The 11821-nt window shown below is 66.9% G+C and carries 10 protein-coding genes; 8 read left to right on the top strand and 2 right to left on the bottom strand.

The window, feature by feature from the left end; translation table 11 throughout:
• Positions 1-58: 58 nt before the first annotated feature.
• Together HMPREF9710_RS00995 and HMPREF9710_RS00990 are read left to right on the top strand one after the other, a co-directional pair.
• On the top strand, positions 59-2458 hold the full coding sequence (locus HMPREF9710_RS00995) for a family 20 glycosylhydrolase (protein ID WP_005663023.1): 2400 nt from the start codon (positions 59-61) through the stop codon (positions 2456-2458).
• On the top strand, positions 2455-3759 hold the full coding sequence (locus HMPREF9710_RS00990) for an MFS transporter (RefSeq protein ID WP_005663020.1): 1305 nt from the start codon (positions 2455-2457) through the stop codon (positions 3757-3759). The genes HMPREF9710_RS00995 and HMPREF9710_RS00990 overlap by 4 nt, the downstream gene beginning before the upstream one ends.
• Here HMPREF9710_RS00990 and HMPREF9710_RS00985 read toward each other — a convergent pair.
• Positions 3746-4708 carry an AraC family transcriptional regulator gene (locus HMPREF9710_RS00985; RefSeq protein ID WP_005663018.1) on the bottom strand — a complete coding sequence of 321 codons (963 nt, stop codon included), beginning with the start codon at positions 4706-4708 and terminating at the stop codon, positions 3746-3748. The two genes, HMPREF9710_RS00990 and HMPREF9710_RS00985, sit on opposite strands and share 14 nt — an antisense overlap.
• Positions 4709-4984: 276 nt before the next feature.
• Between HMPREF9710_RS00985 and HMPREF9710_RS00980 the strand changes: the two genes are divergently transcribed.
• The gene (locus HMPREF9710_RS00980) at positions 4985-6502 is read left to right on the top strand and encodes a BCCT family transporter (protein WP_005663017.1); all 1518 of its coding nucleotides are present in this window, start codon (positions 4985-4987) and stop codon (positions 6500-6502) included.
• 34 nt (positions 6503-6536) lie between these two features.
• On the opposite strand, the gene HMPREF9710_RS00975 is transcribed toward HMPREF9710_RS00980, so the two are convergent.
• Positions 6537-7781 carry a DUF819 family protein gene (locus HMPREF9710_RS00975; protein WP_005663016.1) on the bottom strand — a complete coding sequence of 415 codons (1245 nt, stop codon included), beginning with the start codon at positions 7779-7781 and terminating at the stop codon, positions 6537-6539.
• Positions 7782-7980: 199 nt separating this feature from the next.
• On the opposite strand from HMPREF9710_RS00975, the gene HMPREF9710_RS00970 reads away from it, so the two are divergent.
• From HMPREF9710_RS00970 to HMPREF9710_RS00950, 5 genes are all read left to right on the top strand, one after another.
• The gene (locus tag HMPREF9710_RS00970) at positions 7981-8190 is read left to right on the top strand and encodes a hypervirulence associated TUDOR domain-containing protein (protein ID WP_005663015.1); all 210 of its coding nucleotides are present in this window, start codon (positions 7981-7983) and stop codon (positions 8188-8190) included.
• A 109-nt stretch (positions 8191-8299) separates the two neighbouring features.
• Positions 8300-8965 (top strand): response regulator, encoded by a 666-nt coding sequence (locus HMPREF9710_RS00965; protein ID WP_005663014.1) that lies wholly within the window; start codon positions 8300-8302, stop codon positions 8963-8965.
• Positions 8955-10319 carry an ATP-binding protein gene (locus tag HMPREF9710_RS00960; RefSeq protein WP_005663013.1) on the top strand — a complete coding sequence of 455 codons (1365 nt, stop codon included), beginning with the start codon at positions 8955-8957 and terminating at the stop codon, positions 10317-10319. Before HMPREF9710_RS00965 ends, HMPREF9710_RS00960 begins: the two co-directional genes overlap by 11 nt.
• Positions 10320-10381: 62 nt before the next feature.
• Positions 10382-10591 carry a hypothetical protein gene (locus tag HMPREF9710_RS00955; protein WP_005663012.1) on the top strand — a complete coding sequence of 70 codons (210 nt, stop codon included), beginning with the start codon at positions 10382-10384 and terminating at the stop codon, positions 10589-10591.
• Between the two features lie 25 nt (positions 10592-10616).
• Positions 10617-11783: an acyltransferase family protein gene (locus HMPREF9710_RS00950; RefSeq protein WP_005663011.1), complete on the top strand. Its 1167-nt coding sequence runs from the start codon at positions 10617-10619 to the stop codon at positions 11781-11783.
• Positions 11784-11821: the final 38 nt, after the last annotated feature.

Raw genomic sequence — 11821 nt, 5'->3', positions numbered from 1 at the left:
CAGGGGAGGCGCCGGCCGCCTCCCCGAATCCGGAACAAGACCCGAATCGATGCCCACCATGGACCGACCAGACGGCGGCCCGGCGATCGCGATCGCCTGGGAATGCCTGAGCAACATCACGCGCGACGACGCGTTCACCGCGCGGCTCACGCTGCGCAACGACGGCCTCGATGCGATCGCGCCCGGCTGGACCCTGTGCTTCAACACCTGCCGCAAGATCCTGCCCGAGACGGTGAGCAAAGGCTTCCAGGCCGTTCACCTGAATGGCGACCTGTTCAGCCTGTGCATGCCGCAAGGCGGCGCCTGGCTGCCGGGGCAGACGCATACGATCGACTACGACTCCCTGCACTGGGCGATCAGCATCACCGATGCGCCCCTGGGTTTCTATCTGCTGGATGCGGCGGGGAGGGCGTTCGACCTGGGCGATCCCGACATCATGCCCTTCGTGCGACCGGAGCAGCGCCAGCGCATGCGCGGCGACCTGCTGCCCACGGCCGATGCGGCCTGGCGCCATGCGCAGAACGCGCGCCTGTCGCTGTTGAACGAGGACCAGGTCGGGCGCATCACGCCGCGCCCGCGCATGGCGCGCTTCGATGCGCGCAGCTGTGTGCTCGGGCGGTCGACGCCGATCGACGCCAGCGAAGGGCTCGACAATGAAGCGGCGTTCCTGCGCTCGCTCCTGGCAACGCTGCCCGAGGGGGTGGGCGACGCCCGCATCGTGCTCGAGACCGATCCCGCGATGGAGTCCGAAGCCTACCGGCTGGAGATCGCGCCGGAGCGCGTCGTGGTGCGCGGCGCCGGCGCGCACGGCGTCTTCAACGGCCTGCAAAGCCTGGCCCAGCTCCTGGCGCAGGATGGCGCGCTGCCATGCGGGACGGTCGTGGACACGCCGCGCTTCGCCTACCGCGGCATGATGCTCGACGTCGCCCGCCATTTCTCCAGCGTCGACACCGTGCTGCGCCTGCTCGATTGCATGGCGCGCTATAAACTCAACCGCTTCCACTTCCACCTGACCGACGACGAAGGCTGGCGCCTGGCGATCGCCGCGCTGCCCGAGCTGACCGAGGTCGGCGCCCGGCGCGGCGTTCCCGCGCCGGGCGAACAGCCCTGCCTGCCGCCGTCGTTCGGCTCCGGCGCCGACACCCGTTCGCCCGGCGGCAGCGGCTTTTATGGCGCCGACGAATTCGTGACCATCCTGCGCCACGCGCGGCGCCTGCACATCGAGGTGATCCCCGAATTCAATATGCCGGGCCACGCGCGCGCGGCGGTCGAGGCGATGCGGGTGCGCCATGCGCGCCTGATGGCGGCGGGAGATATCGCCGGCGCCGAAGAATACCTGCTGAGCGATCCGGATGACGCATCAAGCTACGAGTCGGTGCAGCTGTGGCATGACAACGTGATGTGCATCGCGCTGCCCTCGGTCGACCGCTTCATCGACACCGTGGTCGCCGAGGTCGCGGCGCTGTACCGGCAAGCCGGCGCGCCCTTGCGCGTGCTGCACACCGGCGGCGACGAGGTGCCGGTCGGCGCCTGGCTCGGCTCGCCCGCCTGCCAGGCGCGCATGCGCGCGCACGGCTGGCTGGAGGCGCGCCAGTTGCGCGACGACTTCCAGGCGCGCTGCCGCGCGATCCTGGCGCGTCACGGCATCGCCTTCAGCGGCTGGGAAGAGACCGCGCTGACCTCGAACGGCGCCGGCCAAGGCGAAGACGTCTACGTGTGGAACAACGGCTGGGGTTCCGGCCAGGAAGACTGCGCCAACCGCCTGGCCAATGCCGGCCACGAAGTGGTGCTGTCCAGCGCCGCCAGCCTGTACTTCGACTTCGCCTACGCCAAGCATCCGCAGGAACCGGGCTATTACTGGGCCGGCTTCATCGATACCCGTGAACCCTTCGGCATGGTTCCCCTCGATGCGCCGCTGCTGCCTCAGCATGACGCAATGGGCCGTGCGCCGACCCTTGCGCAAATAGCGGCGCTGGCCCCGCTCGACGCCGGCGGACGCCAACGCGTCAAGGGCTTGCAGGGGCAGCTGTGGGGCGAGAACGCGCGTTCGCGCGAACGGGTCGAGTACCTGGCGCTGCCGCGCCTGATCGGCCTGGCCGAACGGGCCTGGAGCGCCGACCCCGGCTGGAAGCATCCCGACGAACTGGCCGCCGACTGGAATGAATTCGCCAACCGCCTCGGCCAGCGCGAGCTGCCGCGCCTGGACCGCCTGGCGCAGCCCTGGGCCTACCGCCTGCCGCCGCCCGGCGCGGTGGTCGAGGAGGGCTGGCTGCATGCGAATATCGCCCTGCCGGGCCTGGCCGTGCATTACACTCTGGATGGCAGCGAGCCCGGCGCGCACAGCCCGCGCTACACGGCGCCGGCGCCGCTTGCCGACAGCCGCAGCGTGAAGCTGGCCAGCGTCGACACCCGTGGACGCGCCAGCCGCATCGTCACCCTGAACCTGGAATTGCCATGACCGCGATGAACGACGCTCCTGTCGCCAAGCTCAAACGCCGCCATCCGCTGTCCTGGGTGCCGACCCTGTACCTGGCCCAGGGCCTGCCGTTCTATGCGGTGGCCCTGGTGGCGGGCCAGATGCTCAAGAGCATGGGCGTGCCGAACGACCAGATCGCGCGCTGGACCGGTTTATTGGGCCTGGCCTGGGCCTTCAAGGCGCTGTGGAGCCCGTTCATGGAACTCGCCCCCAGCCGGCGCCTGGCGGTGGTGGCCTGCCAGCTGATCGGCGGCGCCTGCCTGGCGCTGGTGGCCCTGGCGCTGCAGCTGCCGGCGTGGTTCGCCCTGTGCATCGCCTTGCTGGCGGTCGTCTCTCTGGCTTCGAGCACGCACGACATCGTCGCCGACGGCATCTATATCGCCAGCCTGGACGCGCGCGAGCAGGCCGCCTATGCCGGCTGGCAGGGCGCCTTCTTCAATGCGGCCAAGTTCATCTCGCTGGGCGGCCTCCTGATCCTGGCCGGGGCGCTGGAACAGCGCTTCGGCATCGAGGCCGCCTGGACCACCGTGTTCCTGCTGCTGGGCGGGCTGATGGCGCTGCTCGGGCTGTACCACGTGCGCGCGCTGCCGGCCACGCCCAGGGTGGCCAGGGCAGGACTCGGCCTGGGCAGCATCGGCGCCACCCTGCTGGACGTGATCAAGACCTTCTTCGCCAAGCCCGGCATCTGGCTGGCGATCCTGTTCATCATCCTGTTCCGCGCCGGCGAAGGGCAGATCCAGTCGATCGGCCCGCTGTTCCTGCGCGATGCGCGCGAGGTCGGCGGCCTTGGGTTGACCACCGCCGAAGTGGGCTGGGCCTACGGCACGGTCGGCACCGCCGCCTTTCTGGTGGGCAGCATCGCCGGCGGCTACTTCACGGCCTGGCTCGGCCTCAGGCGCGCGCTGCCGATCCTGATCCTGGCCATGAACCTGCCGAACGCCGCCTTCTGGTACCTGAGCCACGCCCAGCCCGAATCGATGGCGCTGATCGTCGGCCTGCTGGGGATCGAGATGTTCGGCTACGGCTTCGGCTTCGTCGGCGTGATCCTGTTCATCATGCAGGTGGTGGCCAGCGGCCGCTACCAGGCGGCCCACTACGCGCTGGGCACAGGCTTCATGCAGCTGGGTTTCGTGTTGTTCCGCACGATCAGCGGCGACATCCAGCAGGCGCTGGGCTACCGCGACTTCTTCCTGTGGGTGTTGCTGGCCAGCGTGCCGGTGCTGGTGCTGAGCCGCTTCATGCGGATCGCGCCCGCGGATAAGTCCGCCTCTAGCGCTTCTTGACCGGCAGGGCCAGCCAGCCGCGCCAGAGTCCGTCGCCGTCGCGCTCGACCTTCTGAATGTGCGGGCGGGTGGCGTCCAGCCGCCACACCGCCTGGCGCTCGAGCCAGTCTTCGTACATCGCACGAAAGCGCGGCCAGTCGCCGTCGAAGTCGAGGCAGGCGTAGCTGCCGGCCGGCAGCACGCGCAGGCCGAGCGTCGGATCGTCGTCCGGCGCATCGGCGCCAAAGCCGCCATCCGGCGCCGCCGCGCCGAAGCCAAAGTCGTAGCAGTATTCGCGCTCGCCGGTGAAGCCGGGATCCTCGTCGAACACCCCATACCAGGACGCGCCGCGCGCCAGGCCAGAGCGTTCGCGTTCGCAGATGAAGGCATTGCAGGTCAGCGACAGGGCGGCGCCCGACTGGCCGAAGAAGCGCTGGTAGCGCAGCTTGATGCCGGGCAGGCTGCGCACCGTGACGCGGGCGGCGACGCTGCCCGGTTCGGGCGGGCAGTAAGGGGCCTGCAGGGCCGCCAGGTTGCTCGGCTCGGCCACGAAGAAGCTGACGTCGCTCTCGCGCCCGACTTGCGCGTCCATATAGGCACGCCAGCCACCGTCGCGCCACTCCTTGGCCGACATCGCGAACTGCTGGCGGAAGGCCTTGGCGAAGGCCGCGTTGGACGGGAAGCCGCAATCCTGGGCGATGCGCCCGACCGGCACGTCCGGCTCGTGGCGCAGCAGGTGGGCGGCGCGGCGCAGGCGGCGCTTGCGCTGGTATTCCACCGCCGAGAAACCGGTGAGTTCGCGGAAGATGCGGTCGAAGTGGTAGCTCGAATAGCTGGCCGAGGCGGCCAGGCTGCCCAGGGCCAGCGGGTCGCCGACCGAATCGAGCATCAGGTCCATCACCTCGTAGAGGCGCGAATCGCGCGCGGTCGCCCGCCCGGCGGGTGGCGAATCCACGCGCGTGCGTGGCATGGGAGATGCGGTGGGGAGTGCGGGAGCGGGCATCGCATAACGTCATTACAAGACTGAATCAATTATGCGGCCAAACCCCTTTGTATGGCGAACTGTGTGTACTCACGACAACACTCTGAGCTTGCGCAATGGTACATGCGTTTTCGTATAAAAAGTATAAGATCCGTCATGACGCAAGAAGTCCTGCTGCGCTGCAATAAGTGATTAAATCACTTACAATGATGAATTATTTAAAACATAAGACGCCGACGCGCGTTACTGTCTACGGGAGAAGACATGCAGACAGCACTCTCGGCGGGTTTCATCCTTGCCATCGTTTTGTGGGGCGTGATCGCTCCTGACAGCATGGGGGCGGTGTTCGACACCGTCCTCGCATCCGTGACCCGCAACTTCGGCTGGTTCTACCTCTGGGTGGTGCTGGGCCTGGTGGCCTTCGCCCTGTTCATGGCCTTCAGCCGCTACGGCAACCTCAAGCTGGGCGACGAGGACGACGAGCCCGAGTTCTCGATCGGCAGCTGGTTCTCGATGCTGTTCGCCGCCGGCATGGGCATCGGTCTGGTGTTCTTCGGCGTGGCCGAGCCGATCTCGCACTACATCGACGCGCCGCCGGGCACCGTGTCTGCCACCCCGGAAGCGGCGGGCGTAGCGATGCGCTACACCTTCTTCCACTGGGGCATCCATCCGTGGGCCGTCTACAGCGCGGTGGCGCTGGCGATCGCCTTCTTCCAGTACCGGCGCGGCGGCGACGCCCTGGTCAGCACCGCGACCGGGGCTTTGCCCTGGCCGCTCGTCAAGCGCCTGGGCGGCCTGTTCAACGGGCTGGCGGTGGTGGCCACCGCCTTCGGCGTGGCCGCTTCGCTCGGCCTTGGCGCCATGCAGATCAACAGCGGCATGAACACGGTGTTCGGCCTCGCGATCAGCGAATATTCGCAGATCGGCATCATCCTGGTCGCCACCGCCCTGTTCCTGGGGTCGGCGGTCAGCGGCGTGACGCGCGGCGTCAAGATCCTGTCGAACATCAACATGACCATGGCGGCCGTGCTGGCGCTGGTGGTGTTCCTGGTCGGTCCGACGGTGGCGATCATCGACACCTTCACCAGCACCCTGGGCAGCTACGTGACCGAGTTCGTGCGCATGAGCCTGCGCGCCACCCCGTTCCGCGACAGCAACTGGGTCGGCAGCTGGACCATCTTCTACTGGGCCTGGTGGATCTCGTGGTCGCCGTTCGTCGGCCTGTTCATCGCGCGCGTCTCGCGCGGCCGCACGATCCGCGAATTCATCATCGGCACCATGCTGGCGCCGACCCTGGCCGCCTTCCTGTGGTTCTCGATCTTCGGCGGCACCGCGCTGCACATGGAGATCTGGCAGCAGATCCCGATCTCGGACGCGGTCCGCGCCGACACCTCGACCGCGCTGTTCGCGCTGTTCGACGCGCTGCCGCTGGGCCTGATCATGTCGGCCGTGGCCACGGTGCTGGTGCTGGTGTTCTTCGTCACCTCGGGCGACTCGGCGGTGCTGGTGCTGGGCATGATGAGCAGCGGCGGCAACCCGAACCCGTCCACCAAGACCAAGCTGATGTGGGGCGGCCTGATTGCCGGCATGGCGATCAGCCTGCTGCTGGCGGGCGGCCTGAAGGCGCTGCAGACGGCCACCATCGTGTTCGCGGTGCCGTTCTCGCTGGTGATCATCCTGATGCTGGTCTCGCTCTACCGCGCCGTGTGCGAGGACTGGACGGCGCACGAGAAGCGCGAGCGCGAACTGCGCCGCCGCATGCGCCAGATGGTCGAGAAATAAGGAAAGCGCGCCCCTGTACGGGGCGCGCGGCAAGTCAGGTGGCCAGCATCCGCAGCAGCAGGCCGGTGAGGTAGGCGCAGTAGGTGCCGAGCGCATAGCCGATCACCGCCAGCAGCACCCCGACCGGGGCCAGCGCCGGATGGAAGGCGCTGGCGATCACCGGCGCCGAGGCGGCGCCGCCGATATTGGCCTGCGAGCCGACCGCCATGAAGAACAGCGGCGCCCGGATCAGCTTGGCCACCAGCAGCATCAGGCCGCCGTGCACCGCGATCCAGATCAGGCCCAGCAGGAACAGCCATGGGCGGTCGAGCAGCGCGTTCAGGTCCATGTGCATGCCGATGGTCGCCACCAGGATGTACAGCATGGCCGAACCGATGGTCGAGGCGCCGGCGCCTTCCAGCTTGCGCGCCCGCGTAAAGCTCAGCAGCAGGCCGAAGGTGGTGGCGTACACCACGATCCAGAAGAAGTTCGAGGTCAGGCTGTAGTCCTGCAGGCGCCATTCGGCCGGCAGGCTCGAGATCCAGGCCACGGTGGGGCCGGTCAGCGCATGCGACAGGCCGGTCGCGCCCAGGCCCACGGCCAGCACCACCATCACGTCGGTGAGCGTCGGAATGCGCGCGTGCTCGGCCTGGTAATGCTCGATCTTTTCCTTGAGCGCGTTGATGGCGGAGACGTCGGCGCCGGTCCAGCGGTCGAAGGCCTGGGCGCGGCTGGCCAGGAACAGCAGCACCGCCATCCAGACGTTGGCGACCAGCACGTCGACCGCCACGAACTGGCCGAACAGGGTCGCTTCGACCTCGAACACTTCCTTCATCGCGGCCTGGTTGGCGCCGCCGCCGATCCAGGAGCCGGCCACCGTGGTCATGCCGCGCCAGGTGTCGCCGGCCACGGTTTCGGGATGGATGAAGTCCATCGCGAGGAAAGACACGATGGCGCCCAGCATCACGCCCAGGGTGCCGGTCAGGAACATGATGATGGCCTTCGGGCCGAGCCGCAGGACGGCGCCGAAGTCGATCGCCACGCACAGCAGCACCAGCGCCGTCGGCAGCAGGTAGTCGCGCGCCACCGGATACAGCGAAGAAGCATTGCCATCGATGATCCCCGCCGTGTTGAGCAGCGCCGGGATCAGGTAGCACAGCAGCAGGGCCGGCACATAGGTGTAGAACTTGTGCCAGAAACCGGATTTGCGGGAAGCGCTCCAGAAGACGGCGCCGAGGATGACGGCCAGCATGCCGAGGACGACGGCATCGTTGGTGACTAGCGGAGAGACAGATTGCATCGTAGGTCCAGGTAAAGGGTGGATCGGCGAGCCCGCCGCCAATGCGGCTGGACGGCGCATTCTACAGTTTTTGTCTTGAAAATCATGTCTTTACGGCAAGCCAAAAACGTGGCGCTTGTCTCCCGTTTGTCTCGCTCACATGCGCGGGCACGGGCTCGAAGCATGGTGAAATAGGTCCACATCACATTCAGGAGGCATCATGGCTGGCACATTCAAGGCAGGTGACAAGGTGCAGTGGAAGTCGTCGCAAGGCACGGTCACGGGCAAGGTCAAGAAAAAGCTGACCACGCCGACCGACATCAAGGGCCACCACGTGGCGGCGTCGAAGGATAAGCCCGAATACCTGGTGGCCAGCGACAAGACCGGGGCCGAGGCGGCGCACAAGCCGGGATCGCTCAAGAAGGTATGATGGACTGCGCTTAAGATTCGCTTCACCTTCGCGCGGCATGCTCGGCGGCGGGTCGGACTTTTTTCCCGACCTGCGCCATACTGGCGTTCCCCAGTTGCCGGAACCTCGCATGCGCATCCTGTTGGTCGAAGACGATACCTCTCTTGGCGAAACCATCCAGGCTTGGCTGCGCCTGGACCAGCACGCGGTGGACTGGGTCCAGCGCGGCGACTCGGCCGACACCGCCCTCAAGACCCACCATTACGACTGCGTGCTGCTCGACCGCGGCCTGCCCGCTTTGTCCGGCGACGACCTGCTGGCGCGGCTGCGCAAGGCCGGCAACGGCGTGCCGGTGATCCTGATCACCGCCTTCAATGCACTGGCCGACCGGGTCGAGGGGCTGGACCTGGGCGCCGACGACTACCTGGTCAAGCCGTTCGAGCTCGAAGAGATGTCGGCCCGTATCCGGGCCGCCGTGCGGCGCGGCGCCAACCAGGCCGCGAACGAATTGCGCCACGCCGGCATCGCCCTCAACCTCGACACCAAGCAGGCCACCCTGGGCGGCCAGCCGGTCGCGCTGACCGCGCGCGAATACAATGTGCTGTACGTGCTGCTGCTGAGGAAGAACTCCATCGTCACCCGCGCCCAGATCGAGGAAACCCTGTACGGCTGGGGCGACGAGGTGGAAAGCAATGCGATCGAGGTGTACATCCACAACCTGCGCAAGAAGTTTGGGGGCGACAGCATCGTGACGGTGCGCGGCCTGGGTTACCGGTTGAAGAACGATGGCGAATAAGGCAAGCGACAAGGATGCGCCGTGGTCGCTGCGGCGGCGCCTGCTGGCCGTCATCGTCGCCGCCAGCACCGTGCTGTGGCTGGCGAGCCTGGGCATCGTCACCGTGATCGCCTGGCAGGAAACCAACGAGGTGTTCGACGACGCGCTGGAAGAGTCGGGCTACATGATCATGGCCGCCACCACCGACTGGAACGAACGCGGCCTGCTGCCGCAGGCGGGAGCGGGCGGCGCGCACGGCCGCAAGGTCGACATGCAGTACCAGATCGTGGTCGACGCTCGCGTGATCCAGCGCACCGGCGATGCGCCGTTGCGCCCCTTCGTGTCCAATTTCGACGATGACAACGGCTTCGCCGAGGCGCTGGCCAATGGCGAGCGCTGGCGCGTGTTCGTGGTGCGCGACGAGGCCCGCAACTTCGAGGTGCAGGTCGGCCAGCAGGTGGATAAACGGTACGACATCCTGGAAGAACTGGCCGATTCGCTGTGGCTGCCGGTGTTGGGTTTCCTGCTGCTGCTGGCGCTGGTGTGCTGGATCCTGACCGGCCGCGTCCTCAAACCCTTGCGCCGCACCGCCGCCAGCATCGCGGCCAAGACGCCCGACGACCTGGCCCAGGTGCCGACCGCGGGCCAGGCGCGCGAGGTGCTGCCGATCGTGCAGGCGCTCAACGGCGTGCTGGGACGGCTGGACGCGGCCCTGCAGGCCGAGCGCCGCTTCACCGCCGACGCCGCCCACGAGCTGCGCACGCCACTGGCCGGCCTGCATATGCACGTGCAGCTGCTGCAGCGTCAGCATCCCGAGCTGGCCGCGCCGTTCCAGAAGCTGCGCCAGGACATCGCGCGCCTGACGGCGCTGGTCGACAGCCTCTTGACGCTGGCGCGCCTGGATCCGCTGGCGCGCGAGCAGCTGGTGCGCCAGCCGGTCCTGCTGGCGCCGTTGTTCGAGCGCGTGGCCGCCATGCATGCGCAGGAGGCGGCCGCGCGCGGCATCGTGCTGGCCCTGCGCTGCGAGGTGCACGAGGTGCAGGCCGATCCGCAGATGCTCGAGATCGTGCTGCGCAACCTGGTCGACAACGCGTTGCGCTACTGCCCGGACGACAGCCGGATCGAGATCGCGGCCGTGCCCCACGCCGGCCACGCGCGCATCGTGGTGCGCGACGACGGCCCCGGCGTCGATGCCGACAGCCGCCAGCGCCTGACCGAGCGTTTCTTCCGCGTGCTGGGGCAGGGGCGGCAGGGCAGCGGGCTCGGACTGTCGATCGTCAAGCGCATCGCCGACCTGCACGGCATCGTGCTGGCGTTCGGGCCCGGGATCGATGGCCGCGGCCTGGGCGTGACGCTGGACCTGCCCTCTCTCTAGATTATCCACCTTGGGTAAATGTTGGTACTTGTATTAAGCCAACTCGGCATTATGTGCGGGGCATGCTAAAACAGAAACTGAACTGGAAGCGGCCCCTGTTTTACGTTCTTCTGCCGATCTTTTTCGTCATGGCTTTCCTGGGCTTTCCATTGCCGGTCGCCCCGCCGCCGGCCACCAAGCCGGCGCAGGAGCAGGCTGTCGTCGTGAAAAAGAAGAAGAAACGCATCGGATTATTGATGCGTAAAGAGGAGCGCCAGGACGACGCATCCTGAGCAGGGAAAACCACTGAAAGCGACCATGGACCAACCTGGCCGGCTGCACGCGTTCGACAATCTTCGCGCAATCATGATGTGGCTTGGCATCGTTCTCCACGTCGCCCTCAACCATACGACCGGTCAATCGCCCCTGCCATGGCGCGATTCGCAGACAACACCGCTGGCCGACTTCGTCCTGATGTTCATCCACGCCTTTCGGATGCCAGTGTTCTTCATCCTGGCCGGCTTCTTCGTCGCATTCCTTGTCGCGCGCCGTGGGGCGCTGGGCATGCTCAGGCACCGCATGCGGCGGCTGCTGCTGCCGTTCGCGATCTTCTGGCCGATCCTGATCATCTGCACCACCGTCCTGATGCTCGTCTACTTGCACATCATGGCGCGCGGGACGGTCGGCATCGATCTGCGGCTGCTGGCGAACAAGAGCGCCGGCGCGACACCGTTCAACACGATGCATATGTGGTTCATCTATTATCTGATCTGGTTCTGCGTGCTGACCGCGGCGCTGGCGCCGCTGTGGGCCAAGGCGCCCGCCGGACTGCAAGGCCTGGTCGACCGTGTCTTCACAGCGCTGACCACGCATTGGTGGGGCGCCCTGGTGCTTACGGTTCCGCTGGCAGCCGTCGGCGCAGGCTACCGGGCCGGCATGCTCGCTTCCAGCGGCTCTTTCATCCCGCAAGCGGCCGAGGTCGTGCACAACGGCCTGTTCTTCGTGTTCGGATTGCTCGCACATCGGCACCAGGATGCGCTGTTCCCACGGCTCATAGGCAGTGGCTGGCGCAACGCGATTGCCGGCGGTGTCGTATTCACAGGCGTACTCGGCCTGTTTATCGCCTTCGTCACCAGGCCCGGGACTGTGCCCAACGTCGAGATGTGGATCGCCTTTTTCTACAACCTGGCCAGTTGGCTGTGGAGCTTCGCGCTGATCGGCCTGTTCTTGCGCTATGTGTCGAACCAGAACCGCTTGCTGCGTTATGTGTCCGAGAGTTCGTACTGGGTATTTCTGATGCACATGCTGGGAACGATCGGCTTCGGCGCCATGGTATACAGCTTGCCGCTGGGCGCCCTCGCCAAGATGACGCTGAACCTCATCGTCACGACAGTCGCCTGCCTGCTGACCTATCACCTGTTCGTGCGTAACACCTTCATCGGGGTGCTGCTCAATGGCAAACGCCAGCGTCTCCAGGCCTCTTAAGATCGGTTTAATGTCCGGCCGTTGTAATGCGCCTGTGC

The organism is Massilia timonae CCUG 45783 (genome assembly GCF_000315425.1).
GTDB lineage: Bacteria > Pseudomonadota > Gammaproteobacteria > Burkholderiales > Burkholderiaceae_D > Telluria > Telluria timonae.
This window is presented reverse-complemented; position numbering and strand designations above follow the sequence as displayed.